Annotated in this window: 16 protein-coding genes; 13 read left to right on the top strand and 3 right to left on the bottom strand. The window is 60.2% G+C overall.

What is annotated here, in order from left to right; genetic code table 11:
* Nucleotides 1-118: 118 nt before the first annotated feature.
* The 3 genes from L6D75_RS14475 to L6D75_RS14465 form a co-directional block, all read right to left on the bottom strand.
* Complete coding sequence (locus L6D75_RS14475) at nucleotides 119-436, bottom strand: hypothetical protein (RefSeq protein ID WP_176517633.1); 318 nt, start codon at nucleotides 434-436, stop codon at nucleotides 119-121.
* Nucleotides 437-741: 305 nt separating this feature from the next.
* Nucleotides 742-1,233 (bottom strand): hypothetical protein, encoded by a 492-nt coding sequence (locus L6D75_RS14470; protein ID WP_236193628.1) that lies wholly within the window; start codon nucleotides 1,231-1,233, stop codon nucleotides 742-744.
* Entirely contained in the window at nucleotides 1,200-2,036 is an 837-nt protein-coding gene (locus L6D75_RS14465) for a winged helix-turn-helix domain-containing protein (protein WP_176517636.1), read from the bottom strand. The genes L6D75_RS14470 and L6D75_RS14465 overlap by 34 nt, the downstream gene beginning before the upstream one ends.
* 820 nt (nucleotides 2,037-2,856) lie before the next feature.
* Between L6D75_RS14465 and L6D75_RS14460 the strand changes: the two genes are divergently transcribed.
* The 13 genes from L6D75_RS14460 to L6D75_RS14400 all read left to right on the top strand — a co-directional run bounded on the left by L6D75_RS14460 (nucleotide 2,857) and on the right by L6D75_RS14400 (nucleotide 13,815).
* On the top strand, nucleotides 2,857-3,603 hold the full coding sequence (locus L6D75_RS14460; RefSeq protein ID WP_176511546.1) for a LexA family transcriptional regulator: 747 nt from the start codon (nucleotides 2,857-2,859) through the stop codon (nucleotides 3,601-3,603).
* A gap of 476 nt (nucleotides 3,604-4,079) precedes the next feature.
* The gene (locus L6D75_RS14455; RefSeq protein WP_176511547.1) at nucleotides 4,080-4,418 is read left to right on the top strand and encodes a phage holin family protein; all 339 of its coding nucleotides are present in this window, start codon (nucleotides 4,080-4,082) and stop codon (nucleotides 4,416-4,418) included.
* An 11-nt stretch (nucleotides 4,419-4,429) separates the two neighbouring features.
* Nucleotides 4,430-4,927, top strand: coding sequence for a hypothetical protein (locus L6D75_RS14450; protein ID WP_176511548.1), 498 nt, complete (start codon nucleotides 4,430-4,432; stop codon nucleotides 4,925-4,927).
* The gene (locus L6D75_RS14445; RefSeq protein WP_176511549.1) at nucleotides 4,924-5,484 is read left to right on the top strand and encodes a phage baseplate assembly protein V; all 561 of its coding nucleotides are present in this window, start codon (nucleotides 4,924-4,926) and stop codon (nucleotides 5,482-5,484) included. The genes L6D75_RS14450 and L6D75_RS14445 overlap by 4 nt, the downstream gene beginning before the upstream one ends.
* 84 nt (nucleotides 5,485-5,568) lie before the next feature.
* Nucleotides 5,569-5,895, top strand: coding sequence for a GPW/gp25 family protein (locus L6D75_RS14440; RefSeq protein ID WP_176511550.1), 327 nt, complete (start codon nucleotides 5,569-5,571; stop codon nucleotides 5,893-5,895).
* Nucleotides 5,892-6,773 (top strand): baseplate assembly protein, encoded by an 882-nt coding sequence (locus L6D75_RS14435; RefSeq protein ID WP_176511551.1) that lies wholly within the window; start codon nucleotides 5,892-5,894, stop codon nucleotides 6,771-6,773. Before L6D75_RS14440 ends, L6D75_RS14435 begins: the two co-directional genes overlap by 4 nt.
* Before the next feature lie 4 nt (nucleotides 6,774-6,777).
* Entirely contained in the window at nucleotides 6,778-7,386 is a 609-nt protein-coding gene (locus tag L6D75_RS14430; RefSeq protein ID WP_176511552.1) for a phage tail protein I, read from the top strand.
* On the top strand, nucleotides 7,379-9,355 hold the full coding sequence (locus L6D75_RS14425) for a phage tail protein (RefSeq protein WP_176511553.1): 1,977 nt from the start codon (nucleotides 7,379-7,381) through the stop codon (nucleotides 9,353-9,355). The genes L6D75_RS14430 and L6D75_RS14425 overlap by 8 nt, the downstream gene beginning before the upstream one ends.
* Nucleotides 9,356-9,366: 11 nt before the next feature.
* Nucleotides 9,367-9,768, top strand: a complete 402-nt coding sequence (locus L6D75_RS14420; RefSeq protein ID WP_176511554.1) for a phage tail assembly chaperone — start codon at nucleotides 9,367-9,369, stop codon at nucleotides 9,766-9,768.
* A gap of 94 nt (nucleotides 9,769-9,862) precedes the next feature.
* Nucleotides 9,863-11,029: a phage tail sheath subtilisin-like domain-containing protein gene (locus L6D75_RS14415; protein WP_236193626.1), complete on the top strand. Its 1,167-nt coding sequence runs from the start codon at nucleotides 9,863-9,865 to the stop codon at nucleotides 11,027-11,029.
* A gap of 13 nt (nucleotides 11,030-11,042) precedes the next feature.
* Nucleotides 11,043-11,552 carry a phage major tail tube protein gene (locus L6D75_RS14410; RefSeq protein ID WP_176511556.1) on the top strand — a complete coding sequence of 170 codons (510 nt, stop codon included), beginning with the start codon at nucleotides 11,043-11,045 and terminating at the stop codon, nucleotides 11,550-11,552.
* Between the two features lie 9 nt (nucleotides 11,553-11,561).
* Entirely contained in the window at nucleotides 11,562-11,864 is a 303-nt protein-coding gene (locus L6D75_RS14405) for a phage tail assembly protein (protein WP_176511557.1), read from the top strand.
* A gap of 124 nt (nucleotides 11,865-11,988) precedes the next feature.
* Nucleotides 11,989-13,815, top strand: coding sequence for a hypothetical protein (locus L6D75_RS14400; protein ID WP_176511558.1), 1,827 nt, complete (start codon nucleotides 11,989-11,991; stop codon nucleotides 13,813-13,815).

Below are 13,815 nucleotides of genomic sequence, written 5' to 3'. Positions count from 1 at the left end.
ACTCAAAATCAACAAGCCGAATGGTGTGTGCTAAGGCTCAGCAAGCGCCTGCCTTTTATTAATGTGTGGGCCGTCTGCAGCACTATGATGCTGGCTAGGGCCCTGCTAAGCACTGCTTTTAATAGGTACAGCATCCCAACCGATTGGCTTTCTGCTCGATAATTCGCTGCAGGTGCTCTTTAGCTTGGACGAGCAGGGCGTAGGAGTTACATAGTGATTGCGGAAAATTTTCAATCATCCAAGAAGCGGGGACATAAACATGATCAAAGCAAATCAATGAGGGAGCACCCGTCTTCAACGTTAATAAGCTTACATCTTTTTCACTTCCCCCTACTGCAGCGGCAATAAAAGCCAACCCCGTTCTATCAATGCCTATTGAGCGCTTCCAACGGGGATGCCGCTCAAAGCCTTCGCCATTAATACTTATCCAAAGCATCCCTGAAACCTTGTAAACTTGAGTTTTGCTCTTTCGCACAGCAACGCGAACGCGCTTCTGCCTATAGAGTGAGCATAAGCCATCTCAAGTCATGCTCAATCTGAGCACCACACTACATTACGAAGACGCAACGGGCTTTACTTCAAGCTTACCTGTCCTTACTTAGTCTTACCTGCTTTTACTTATCCATACCTATGGATGCAGCCCCTTACTTTTCTACAAGCGCCGCCCTGCTACCGATCCAGCAATATCAATCACGCTCCTAGGTTGATGGGCTATCGTATTTTCAAGTGCTGTATCATTCGTTATCGCGGAACATGACATACGCCCACAATTAAATTATTTATATTGAAATAGTATTCAAAGTCGGAAAAGAAATTGAACGTCATTATCCCCCCTTGAAAACCTCGAGCCATAAATGGAATGTTTATCCCCGAATTATCACTGTCGAATATTGAAATAGAATGCGTCTTGAATAGATAGCGCGAAGTATCTAAGTGAGTCATCGACAACTCGAATCGTCTGTCGTACAGATATTTTACACCCTGTGGGCTCATCACCTGATAGTAGACATAAAGCGCTCCTTCATTGGGGTCAATCGTCATATCCCCGATGCCGCGCCAAAGTCCCTCTCCTTCCTCCGCATGCACGAAGTCAATAGATGCACTGCAGGGGGCTGGAGGAATATCTCTGTGTACTGATACTATATGCCTGATGATTAGGCCGCCGAAGACCAATGCCGAGAAAAGTGACGTCAAGCCAATCACTTTTTTCCAACGCGTAGATAATTTACGCACAGCGCCTCCCCATGGCTCTCTGGCTTTACACAGCTGACCAGTAATTGACTTAGGGGTTTGCGCACATAATAGTTAGTATCTTTCAAAATTAAAGGTGGTTCAAATCCAGTCATCGCCTTCATAATATCATCCTTCGACATGCTTTCACTGTATTCAGCATATAGCGTTGCATTTTCGCCTTTCCATACACGCTTCCACTCTTCAAGGTCAGGCGGCTTATTGAATATAAGGTACGCATAAATAAGGGGCAGTAAGGCTCCAAGAAAGGCGAGGCTAGGCAAAAACAAATGATAATTTCTTCTCAACAACCCGTCACGCGACTCGCTGGACCCAATGACTGAGACCTTTTTATCTTCAGTAGGATCCATGTGGTCAGATGCAGGAATATTCAAATCATTCAGCCTGCTGTTATTGGTAATAGAGTTTTCGTTACTTTCTATGGGTTCTCCAGGTCTATCTTTCTGAAGTTCAAGGTGCAATGATGCCTTTCTTTCAATTGCAGCCTCTCCTGAAACGAGTGTGATTTCGCAAAGAAGTATCAAGCCTCTTTTAGGTAAGGTTTTTAGACTGTCACGAGATAAGCCAACGTCAACAAGTCTCGAGCGAAGGCCGTGCACGGTCTTATAATAACTACTGTCCGAAACAACCAGTCCTCGACCTCCCCACACCTGGGAGATTAGCGCTTCTTTATCAGTATTGCCCTCCATCAGGGCTAGCAACATGTCGCCTTCGTTGCTACTTAATGTGGTTGAAAACTGAGCGCAACTCAGCGTCATCCGTTCAGCGTCGTAACAGACCTTCATCATTGCCTCTTCTTTTGACTGACTCGCGCTAGCGCGAGGGTGGCCTTCAGGCTAGCTAGGCTCAACTAAATGAAAGTTCCACTGCACATTGCATAATATCATGTAGCGTCTAGGCCAAGCATATGGCCGCTAACTGCGCTCCAGGGCGGCAACCTGTGGGTCCAACGCTGCTGTTTTCAAAGCGCCTGCTATCGTCCAAACGGATAGCCATGATGTGTGTTCTGACCTCGTTTCCTGAGGATGTACCTTCGTACCACGGTTTCGTAGTCGCGCTTGTTCTCAAATTGTAGTCGCGCCTTTCACGGTCGACCTCTGAACGAAAAGTGGCAGCTTACAGCTTGGTGCTAACAGGTGAAGTGGTAAAAATCGGTACACAGTCTGATGAAGGACAGCGGAACCCTTTAAAGCTAAGGCTTCAGCATGTGTGCGTCCAATCCATCATCGCGCCGATTCGGGAGAGGGTTAGGCCCGTGGGGTTGAGTGGCAAGCTAGCTCGAATCTGGCTTCTAACATGGGGCAAAAATGGGGCAAACCGAGCGCCATTCTATGCCTATCCATGCCCTATAGTCGGATCGCCGACAGACACAAAAAAGCGCCCAGCCCCTGAATACGCGGGGCTTGAGCGCTATTTCCTGTTGATACTCCAGCACAATCGGGGTGTGTGCGGAAAGATCAGACATTCAGGGCCTTACAGCGGGTGATCTGGTTGGCGGTTGTAAAACCGGCAATGGTACAGGCTTTTTCAACGAGATGCAGGCCGAGCCCATGGGGCATGCGCGCGCAGCCTGGTGCGTTGCATTTCGTGTGGCATGCCTGCATTATGCACGTTATGCAAAAACGCAACGTAGCCACCGTACTCAGAGAACTGCTCGACCGCCACAGCCTGTCCCCGACGGAGCTGCACCGGCGCACGGGCGTCCCGCAATCCACCCTGTCGCGTATTCTCGGCGGCAAGATCGTCGACCCGTCGGACAAGCACGTGTCGAAGATCGCCGACTACTTCGGCGTCAGCACCGAGCAGTTGCGCGGCCGGGCCGAGCTTGGCCCGTCGCGCGAAGCCGCGTTGCCGGCGCACGGCCATGCGGAGCTGGGCGACATCAGCCTGTGGGACGATGAAACCCCCGTCGAGGATGACGAGGTGTCGGTACCTTTCCTTCGCGAGGTCGAATTGGCAGCAGGATCAGGAAGATTCGTCATCGAAGAGAGCGAGCGTGCGCGCCTGCGCTTCGGCAAACGCAGCTTGCGCCACAACGGCGTGCAGTTCGACCAGGCCAAATGCGTGACGGTACGCGGCAACAGCATGCTGCCGGTGCTGCGCGATGGCGCCACGGTGGGCGTCAACACCGGCAAGTGCTCGATCGGTGACATCATCGACGGCGACCTCTATGCCATCAACCACAACGGCCAGTTGCGGGTTAAACAGGTCTACCGCCTGCCTACCGGTATTCGCCTGCGCAGCTTCAACCGGGATGAACACCCCGATGAGGACTACAGCTTCCAGCAGATGCAGGACGAGCAGATCAGCCTGCTCGGGCATGTGTTCTGGTGGGGGATGTACGCCCGCTGACACCTCCTCTCTTAAGAAAACCCGCCTCGGCGGGTTTTTTTTCGTCTGCAGAAAAACCCTACAAGCCAGATCGTGCATGGCCTGCATGCATATGCGCAAAATGCAGCGCATGGAAATTTGAAGAAATGCATTGACTGCATATGCATTAATGCATAGCCTGTGTCTCAAGCCGGACGGAAACCGGTTGTTACACAGGCAGCGATGGACAGGCCTCAACTGTCCAGAGGGTTGGCAACTGGCCCGGGTGTGCAGCGTAAAGCACCACGAACAGTTATCCGGCGGGCAGGTGGCCGCGGCCGGAGTCACCAATTTGAGCGGAACCGCACGGCGTCACCAGTCGTGGCCTGCGGTTCGACAACGCATTACTGAAAAGCCTGGCAGGCCGGGCTTTTTGGAATGCCGGACTTTTCACTTGAGCGTACCCACAACCCGCCTGTTGGCCCGCGCCAACAGGTATTCACACAGGAGACAGGACAGTGACGAACGAGCAACAGGCGTTACTGGAGATGCCGCTCTGGCTGGTAATCGTCCTGGCATTGCTGGGCGGCCTGAGCGGCGAGATGTGGCGGGCCGACAAGGCAGGCGCCACCGGCTGGTCACTGCTGCGGCGGCTGGCGCTGCGCTCCGGGGCCTGCATGGCCTGCGGCGTATCGACGGTGATGCTGCTGTATGCCGGCGGCCTTTCGATCTGGGCGGCCAGCGCGTTTGGCTGCATGACCGCGGTAGGCGGCGCCGACGTGGCCATGCGGCTGTACGAGCGCTGGGCGATTCGGCGTCTTGGCTTGCGCGACAGTGCGCAGGCCGATGAGCGATAGGAGGAATATGCATGAGCGAATTGGCCACTTTGCACGCGGCTGTGACGGCAACCATTCGTGAGGCGATGCCTGAACTGGTTTCAGTCGATGCTTATACAGCTGTAGGAAATGCGCCCGAGCGACCGGCGCTACGTCACGGCATCGTGCAGATGACGGCCGACGCGGCGCCGCGGGATGGTCGCTCGGTACTGGTCGCCACCTTCGAGGCGGACATCACCGCTGATAACGCCAACCCCGAGGCACGCCTGCAGGGCAGTCTGCTGGCTGCGCAACTGATGGACCTGCTGCGCCAGCAGCATTGGGCGCTGGACTTCGTCGAAGCCAGCCGCAACGTGCAGGCGCAGTTCGAGGGCAGCGCCTGGACCGTGCGCTGGGACCAGCCGGTACTGCTCGGCGAGCCGCGCTGGAACTGGCCGGACCAGCCGCCCGGCAGCCTGATGCTGGGCTTGGCACCCGATATCGGCTTGGGCAACGAAGAGCACTACATCGCCCCGGAGTCGCTTTCATGAGTTACGTCAGCGCCATGCATGACCGCATGCTGGCCTGTCTGGTCATTCCCTGCCGGGTCATCGCGGTGGACCTCGCCGCCGCCCGGGTGCGGGTGTCCGACGGCAGCGGCTGGACCAGCGCCTGGTTGCGCTGGCATGCCCAGGCTGCCGGCCAGGCCCGGCACTGGCGGGCGCCCAGCGTGGGCGAGCAGGGCGTGTTGCTCAGCCCCAGCGGCGAGCCGGCCCAGGGCACCTTCATCGCTGGCCTATATGGCAATGCCGGCAGTGCAGCGGACAACCGCGGGCACGTGGAAGTCTGGCGATTCGCCGATGGCGGCTCGCTCAGCTACGACTGGCAGGCCAGCCATTACGCCATCCAGCTTCCTGGCGGCAACGCCACCATCCAGGTCGGTGCCAGCACGGTGCAGGTCAGTGACGGTGCAATCAGCCTGCAAGCCGCTGCGATAAGTCTTACCGGCAAAGTCACCGTCGACGGCCCGCTGCAGGTCAGCGGCGATATCAATGGCGCTGGGCGGATCATCGACACCGCCGGCAACACCGCCAATCACAAACACTGAAGCAAGCCCGCAACCGCGGGCTTTTTCATCCCTGGAGAATGCCATGCAAACCCATCAACCGGGCGCCGCCACGGGAGGTGCGCCATGATCGGCCTGGACCGCCGCACTGGCCAGCCACTGGCCGGCATCGGCCACCTGCGCCAGTCGATCGAAGACATCCTCGCTACACCGCTGGGCAGCCGCCGCATGCGCCCGGACTACGGCAGCCAGCTGCGGCGCTTCGTCGACCTGCCGGTCAACGACGGCTGGAAGAGCGCCGTGCAGGCCGAAGTGGCCCGCGCACTCGGGCGCTGGGAGCCACGCCTGCAGCTTGAGCGGGTGAAGGTGGTCGCAGTGCTCGACGGCCAGGTCAGCCTGGCGCTGACCGGCCGCTACCTGGGCGACGAAGCCTTGCTGGAGGTGAGCGTATGAGCCAGGTCGACCTCTCGAAACTGCCGGCGCCCCAACTGCTTGAAGACCTGGATTTCGAAGCGCTCTATCAAGCCGACCTGGACACCTTCCGCGAGTACCTGGGGGAGGGCTGGACCGCCAACCTGGAAAGCGACCCGGTGACCAAGCTGCTCGAGGTCGGCGCCTACCGCAAGCTGCTCAACCGCGCGCGCATCAACGATGCCGCCAAGGCCCTGCTGCTGGCCTACGCCCAGGGCAGCGACCTGGACCAATTGGCGGCCAACGTCAGCCTGCAGCGCCTGGTGATTCAGGCGCAGGACCTGAACGCGGTGCCGCCCGTCGTGGCGCTGCTGGAAGCCGACGACGCCCTGCGTGAGCGGGTGCAGCTGGTCTACGAAGGCCTGACCACTGCCGGCCCGCGCAACAGTTACATCCTGCACGCCCGCAACGCATCGGGGCAGGTGGCTGACGCCACCGCCGAAAGCCCGTCGCCGGCGGTGGTGGATGTGACCGTGCTGGGCCTGGAGGGCGATGGCAAGGCCAGTGCCGCGCTGCTGGCGCAGGTGGCGGCCTACCTCAATGACGACGATATCCGCCCGGTCGCCGACCGGGTCAATGTGCGCAGCGCCGAGGTGCTGGCCTATCGCATCGATGCCGTGCTGCACCTGGCTGACAGCGGCCCCGAGTACGAGGCCATTCTTGCCGAGTGCCAGCGGCGCCTGGCGGCCTGGATCAACCCGCGACGCCGCCTGGGCGTGGAGGTGGCGCGTTCGGGTATCGACGCGCAGTTGCACATCGACGGCGTCAGCCGGGTCGAGCTGAACGACTGGGCCGACATCCGCCCGAGCAAGGCCCAGGCGGCCTGGTGCAGCGGTTTCACCTTGACGCGGGGGGGCTGACGCCATGCGCAGTCTATTGCCGCTCAACCGCACCCCCCTGGAACGCGCCATCGAAAGCGCGTGCGACGAAGACCTCAAGGTCAACCTGCGCTTGCTCTACAACCCGGACAGCTGCCCCGCGCACCTTCTTTATCACCTGGCCTGGGCCTGGTCGGTGGACCGCTGGGAGGACAGCTGGAGCGACGAGATCAAGCGCTCGGTGATCCGCTCGACGTTCTTCGTGCACGCCCACAAGGGCACCCTCGGCGCCCTGCGGCGGGTGGTGGAGCCCTTTGGCTACCTGATCGAGGTGCAGGAGTGGTGGCAGGCCACACCTCCCGCGGCGGCCGGCACCTTCGCCTTGAAGATCGGCGTTTCCGACGCGGGCATCAGCGAAAGCACCTACCAGGAACTGTCATCGCTGATCGACGACGCCCGCCCGGTCAGCCGCCACCTGACAGGCCTGGTGATCAGCCTCGAAAGCCGTGGCGCCCTACAGGTCGGCTGCGCGATCCAGGACGGCGACGAACTGGACATCTACCCGCTGGCGCCCCGTGACATCGACGTCAGCGGTGCCATAGGCCGGGGCGGCCGCGAACATACAATCGATACCTTGGACATTGCACATGGTTGACCAGACTTCTCAGTTCTACGCCATCCTCACCAACGTGGGCGCGGCGAAACAAGCCAACGCGGATGCCTTGGGCATCGCATGGAAAATCACCCAGATGGGCGTAGGCGATGCCAACGGCACCGACCCCACGCCCAATGCCACCCAGACCAGCCTGCTCAACGAATGGCGCCGCGCGCCGTTGAATCAGCTGAAGGTGGATGACAAGAACAGCGCGATCATCATCGCCGAGCAGGTCATTCCGGCCGATGTCGGTGGCAAGTGGATTCGCGAGATCGCGCTGTATGACGCCGATGGCGACATGGTGGCCGTGGCCAACTGTGCGCCGACTTACAAACCGCTGCTCAGCCAGGGCTCGGGGCGTACCCAGGTGGTGCGGATGAACCTGGTGGTCAGCAGTGCCAGCAATGTGCAGTTGAAGATTGACCCGGCGGTGGTGCTGGCGACTCGGGAGTGGGTGACCGAAGAGCTGGCCAGGCAGGATTTCAAGCATTCGGTGCAAGTTGCTACTACCGCGAACATCGCTTTGACCGGGCTGCAGGCGGTGGATGGCATTGCGCTTTCGGCTGGAGCACGGGTGCTGGTGAAGAACCAGACGCTGGCCAGGGACAATGGTATCTATCAGGTGGCCGCAGGTGCATGGAACCGTACCAGCGATGCCGATACCGACGCCAAGGTATCGCCAGGGTTGCTGGTGCTGGTTGAGAAAGGAGCGGTCAATGGCGATAGCGCCTGGCAATTGGTCAGTGATGGACCTATTGCGTTAGGTGTCAGCGCCCAGCTTTACGAGATGGCCTTTGGGCGTAGCGGCATCGCGGCGGGAACGTATCGCAGTGTCACGGTCGACAAGTATGGCCGAGTCGTTGCTGCCAGTAACCCAACTACAGTTGCTGGCTATGGCCTGACGGATGTTTTGACATCCGCCCAAGTCAATACATCGCTCAATCTTAAAGCGAACGTTGTCAGCCCAACCCTTACCGGGATCCCCAGAGCGCCAACGGCTATACGGGAAGACAACAGTACTCAATTAGCGACTACGGAATTCGTAAGGCAATTGGGCCTCAATTTTCCAATGGCAACCGCCGGTTTGTCAGATGGGCAAACGCTCGGTCTGATACATGCCGGCAAGTACACCACCATGAGTGGCACGGGCACGTGGTCCGGCACAGTAAATCTTGCCGCTTCGAGTATCCCGAAGGGGACGGTTTTCATTTTATCGGTAGGCTCCGGGCTCGGGACTATTACAGTAAATGCTCCCCGTAGCGGAAATGGGTACATCGCAGTCGGTTCAACTTCATATGCCTCACTGGCCGTTACCTATCTTGATCCACCACTGATCCTCATCTGTCTAGACGACGGCATTTATGGGGTTGTTGCGGGCGGTGCGACCAGTGTGGCTCACGCCCAGTTTCCTTTGCGAGGGCGCGCCCTGTTTACTAAAGCGGGCGTCTACCAGTGGCAGGTTCCTGCAAATGTAAGCCGAGTACTCGTTGAGGTTCGCGGAGGGGGTGGCAGTGGTGCTTTCGGATCGGTCGAGACGGGGGCCGGCGGTGGTGGCGGTGGCGGTATTTGCAGTCGAGTCTGCCTCGTTACCCCTGGAGCCAGTATCGCCGTAACCGTCGGTGCCGGCGGGAGAGCCATAGATATTTTAAACACTGCGGGGGTCCGGGGCGGGACATCCTCATTTGGCGAGTTCTGTTCGGCAACGGCGGGTGAAGGAGGTGCACTCTTCAATGGAGCGGGGGGCGGAACAGGCGTTGGCGGAGATTTCAATGCGTCGCTTGGCAATGGCTCACCACCTGTGCGCAATGCCAACAACTCCGGCGCATGGGGAGGGCCTGGTGGCGGAGGTGAGTCGATCTATGCGGCTTCTGACATATCGACGCCGACTCAGCCGGGCATGGGAGGAGCAGGCCGGACAATTACCCGATCGCAGGCAGGTGCGGATGGCTGCGTATTTATTACCTACTGAAGAGAATTGATATGTGGGCTCAAGTTATAAGTGACCAGGTAACGGAAGTTACCGATCTCGATCCCCGTCATCGGTATCACCCCGATATTGTCTGGCGCGAGTGTTCGCCTGAAATCAAGCCAGGTTGGCGCGTTCAGAATGGCAAGTTCACTCCGCCTTTGGATCAAGCTCAGGAAGATCAGGTGTATGCAATGCGTACATGGCGTGATCTTCAATTGCAATCCAGTGAGTGGCTGGTCATGCGGCATCGGGATGAACTGGCAATGGATGCGACCAATACCTTGTCTTCCGCACAGTATTCAGAGCTGCTGAGTTATCGGCAGGCCCTTCGCGATTGGCCATCTTCGACGAACTTCCCTGATCGTTCGGCCAGGCCAGAGCCCCCGCTGTGGCTATCCCGTGAAACTCAATGAGCCCCGACCTGTCGGGGCCTTTTTTTGCTCGATAAACCTATCAAGGCCCTGCTCGCGCAGGGCCTTTTCACAACTGAACCTGGAGTAAACCTACATGAGTGGATTCTTCCACGGCGTCACCGTCACCAACGTCGACACCGGCGCCCGCAGCATCGCGCTGCCATCTTCCTCGATCATCGGCCTGGTCGACACCTTCACCGAAGGCGCAGGCGCCACCGCCAAGGCCAACGTCCCGGTGCTGATCACCAGCGAACGTGAAGCCGTCGCCGCCTTCGGCGAGAACGCGGCCATCACCAAGGCCTGCCGCGCCATCTACACCCGTGCCAAGGCAGTCATCGTCGCCTGCGGCGTGGCCAAGCTCGAAGACGCCGCCGAACAGACCGCAGCCATCATCGGCGCGGTGCAGGCCGACGGCAAACGCACCGGTCTGCAGGCGCTGCTCGACGGCAAGAGCCGTTTCAACGCCCAGCCCCGCCTGCTGGTCGCACCACGGCACAGTGCCACCCAGGCCGTCGGCACCGCTCTGGTCGCCCTGGCCGACAAGCTGCGCGGCATCGCCATCATCGACGGCCCCAACAGCACCGACGAGGCGGCCATCGCCTATGCCGAGAACTTCGGTGCCAAGCGCGCCTTCCTGGTCGACCCGGGCGTGCAGTACTGGGACAACGGCGAGGAGACCACCGTCGAGGCCCCCGGCTCGGCCTGGGTGGCCGGCCTGTTCGCCTGGACCGACCGCGAATACGGCTTCTGGGCTTCGCCTTCGAACAAGGAGTTCGTCGGCATCACCGGCACCAGCCGCCCGGTGGAGTTCCTCGATGGCGACGACAGCTGCCGCGCCAACCTGCTGAACAACGCCAACATCGCCACCATCATCCGCGACGATGGCTTCCGCCTGTGGGGCAACCGTACCTTGTCCAGCGACCCGAAGTGGGCCTTCGTCACCCGCGTGCGCACCCTGGACATCGTCATGGACGCGATCCTCTATGGCCACAAATGGGCAGTCGATCGCTCCATCACCGCCACCTACGTCAAGGACGTGACCGAAGGCCTGCAGGCCTTCATGCGCGACCTGAAGAACCAGGGCGCGATCATCAACTTCGAAGTCTTCGCCGACCCGGAGCTGAACACCGCCAGCCAGCTGGAGCAGGGCAAGGTGTACTGGAACATCCGCTTCACCGACGTGCCGCCTGCCGAAAACCCCAATTTCCGCGTTGAAGTCACCAACCAGTGGCTGACCGAAGTTCTCGATTCCGCCGCTTAAGGAGCGCATTTACATGGCAATGATTCCCGAAACCCTGGCCAACCTGAACCTGTTCGTCGATGGCGTCAGCTTCCAGGGCGATGTCCCCAGCCTGACCCTGCCCAAACTCACCCTGAAAATGGAAGAGCACCGCCCCGGCGGCATGGACATGCCGGTCGAAATGGACCTGGGCATGGAAAAGCAAGAAGCCGCCTTCACCACCAGCGGCGTGCGCCGCGAAGCGCTGAAGTTCTTCGGCCTGGCCGATGGCAGCGGTTTCAACGGCACCTTCCGCGGTGCCTTCAAAGGCCTCAAGGGCAAAATCACCCCGGTGGTGGTCACCCTGCGTGGCACCTTGAAGGACATCGACATGGGTGACTGGAAGTCCGGCGACAAGGCTGAGATCAAGCACAGTGTCGGCCTGACCTACTACAAGCTCGAAGTCGACGGCCGACTGGTCTACGAGATCGATGCCCTGGGCATGAAGCGGGTCATCGATGGCGTCGACCAACTGGCCGCTCAGCGCGCCGCGCTCGGCTTGTAAGGAGGCGACATGGCTCAAGCGAAAAAGCAGCCGCAGTGGCTCACCCTGAGCGCCGAGCGCGTCACCGTGCGCCTGTCGCGCCCAAGCGAAGCCAATGGCGTGCAGGTCGACAGCCTGTCGCTGCGGGCGCCGACCGTGCGCGATATCCGCAACGCCCAGGCCGGTGGCGTGGGCGATGACGAACAGCGTGAGTTGAACCTGTTCGCCTCCTTGGCCGAAGTTGGCATCAAGGACCTCGAAGGCCTGGCCCTGAAGGATTATGGCCGCCTGCAAAACGGCTATTTTCGCCTGGTGCAGGACGACGAACTTTGACCCGGCCCGGCAGAAGGCCGCCGCCCGGCGGCTGGCCAAGGAGCTGAACTTTTCCGCGAGCGAAATCATGGCCATGTCGTTCAGCGACATGGTCTGGTGGCTCACAGAGTGAAGGGAGAAAAGGATGGCGAGCAGATCAGCGGCAACGGATGCGGCGCAACAGCCACGCTCCGACCCTGAACGTGATCGGGTCGATCTTGCCCAGGTATTCAATCATCAGAACCGCATACTGGGGCGCGTGGTGCAATCGCTGAGGCAAGGATCGCCTCAGTCTACAGAACACGAATCGGCCTACGTGCCTGTGGCCGAGCCTGTCGATGAAACGCCTGGTGATATCCAGGGGCAGGCCCAGTCAGGCCCTGTTGCTGGAAGGTTTTTGGCAATGGCCGCGAGCAAGGGCCGAGCTGCGCCAGTGGAGCAGGGTGATTACCCGCTGGGCGCTGATGCCACGCCTTCGACCGAGCCGGGCCACGGTGCCAGGCAGCGCGGCGCGCAAGCGTTCGGCGCCGCAAGGGCGGCAGCGCGAGAAGGGAGGCTCGATGCACTGATCAAGGTGGGGACAACTGCCGCGAAGGCTTCAACTGCCCAGGAATGGGGAGAGGGGCTGGGAGGTGCAGTGGGAGGCCTGGCCGGCAGTGCGCTTGGCGCGGCCTTGAGCAAGTACACCGGCAAGCATGTCGACTACGGGAAGGTGGTGGGCGGCTTTTACGGCGACAAGGCAGGGGCGGCGCTCGGTAAACGCCTGGCGCCCGATCCCGAGACGAGTGCACCCAGCGAGGGTAATGCGCCCCAGGAGGGCACTGAAACCTCGGCGCCCTTGCTCGGGCAGGATCTGTTGGTGGGTGGCAGCATTGGCGCGGCTGCGCGCATTCATGACGTGGGTAAACAGACTTCAGGGTCGGGTTGGAACAGGCTGAAGGGCTGGTTTGGCAAAGACAGCCCGGCCGCCAATGAACCTTATCCTCTCGGGGCAGATGCAGGGTCGTCACCCACGGACATCGGCAAGCGCCCGCCGCCTTGGAAGACGGTGGGCGAAGTCATCAAGGCCGAGGGGAAAAATGCCTTGCTGGAGTCGGCCTTGAAAGCGGTACATACCTATGCCACTGCCAAGACAGCCCAGGAGGCTTGGGAAGGTTATGGCGGCGCCGTAGGCGGGCTGGTCGGCTCGATCACGGGTGGTGTTGTTGGCCGATACATTCCTCCCGTCGCTCCCGTCAGCGTGACGGTTGGCGGGGCGTTGGGTGACGAGGGCGGCACCAGGCTTGGAGGATGGATTGCACGCAAACTTGCCGGTGACGAGCGCCCGCCCGCTGCAACGGCTCCTTTGCCTGCTGTTTCCCTCCTCGACCCCGGCAAACAGTCCGCCACGCGAATTCCGACGCAACCCTTTTTCGACCTTCAGATTGGGGCGCAAACCGGCAGGCAGCTGTTGTCATCGCCTGAGCTGGCGAGGCAGCAGCAGTGGGTTCGGCGTGCTTTGCCGCAGGTGTCATTGCTGGACCCGCTCAAGCACTCGCTCACCGCCAAGCCCAAGGCGGAGTTTGTCGATGGCCAGGTCGGTACGCGCATCACCCGGCAACTGCTGACACACGCTGGCACGGCGCAGCACAAGCCAGCCAGGCAACAGCCGTTGGCGCCCGTGTCGTTGCTTCGGCTCACCTCACGTGAAGCGCCGGATGAGCCGGCAGAGGACGATCGTCCGCTGCCCATGCGGGTGCCACCGGCAGCAACGGCACTGCCAGAGCCGGGCAGCCCAGCCGCTTCCCAGGCCAGCGAGCCGCAGCCGAGCAACCAGCACTTCACCTTCAATACCAACATGCCGGTAACGCTCAATGGCAGCTTGGATGATCCAGCGCTGCTGCAGCGGCTGGAGGCAATGGTGCAACGCACGCTGCAAGAGCTGATCAGTCGCAAGGCGGCTGCCCAGCTTTCCGATCCCATTTACGCCTGA

Origin of the sequence: Pseudomonas faucium, assembly GCF_021602585.1 — a bacterium.
Taxonomy (GTDB): Bacteria; Pseudomonadota; Gammaproteobacteria; order Pseudomonadales; family Pseudomonadaceae; genus Aquipseudomonas; species Aquipseudomonas faucium.
The sequence above is the reverse complement of the archived record's forward strand: the minus strand, read 5'-3'. Positions and strand labels throughout refer to the sequence as shown.

Coding starts and splice junctions, on each gene's coding strand:
- L6D75_RS14445 (WP_176511549.1), top strand. CDS start 4,924: ATGAGTTACGTCAGCGCCATGCATGACCGCATGCTGGCCTGTCTGGTC.
- L6D75_RS14475 (WP_176517633.1), bottom strand. CDS start 436: ATGCTTTGGATAAGTATTAATGGCGAAGGCTTTGAGCGGCATCCCCGT.
- L6D75_RS14425 (WP_176511553.1), top strand. CDS start 7,379: ATGGTTGACCAGACTTCTCAGTTCTACGCCATCCTCACCAACGTGGGC.
- L6D75_RS14420 (WP_176511554.1), top strand. CDS start 9,367: ATGTGGGCTCAAGTTATAAGTGACCAGGTAACGGAAGTTACCGATCTC.
- L6D75_RS14430 (WP_176511552.1), top strand. CDS start 6,778: ATGCGCAGTCTATTGCCGCTCAACCGCACCCCCCTGGAACGCGCCATC.
- L6D75_RS14440 (WP_176511550.1), top strand. CDS start 5,569: ATGATCGGCCTGGACCGCCGCACTGGCCAGCCACTGGCCGGCATCGGC.
- L6D75_RS14405 (WP_176511557.1), top strand. CDS start 11,562: ATGGCTCAAGCGAAAAAGCAGCCGCAGTGGCTCACCCTGAGCGCCGAG.
- L6D75_RS14415 (WP_236193626.1), top strand. CDS start 9,863: ATGAGTGGATTCTTCCACGGCGTCACCGTCACCAACGTCGACACCGGC.
- L6D75_RS14450 (WP_176511548.1), top strand. CDS start 4,430: ATGAGCGAATTGGCCACTTTGCACGCGGCTGTGACGGCAACCATTCGT.
- L6D75_RS14410 (WP_176511556.1), top strand. CDS start 11,043: ATGGCAATGATTCCCGAAACCCTGGCCAACCTGAACCTGTTCGTCGAT.
- L6D75_RS14435 (WP_176511551.1), top strand. CDS start 5,892: ATGAGCCAGGTCGACCTCTCGAAACTGCCGGCGCCCCAACTGCTTGAA.
- L6D75_RS14400 (WP_176511558.1), top strand. CDS start 11,989: ATGGCGAGCAGATCAGCGGCAACGGATGCGGCGCAACAGCCACGCTCC.
- L6D75_RS14460 (WP_176511546.1), top strand. CDS start 2,857: ATGCACGTTATGCAAAAACGCAACGTAGCCACCGTACTCAGAGAACTG.
- L6D75_RS14465 (WP_176517636.1), bottom strand. CDS start 2,036: ATGAAGGTCTGTTACGACGCTGAACGGATGACGCTGAGTTGCGCTCAG.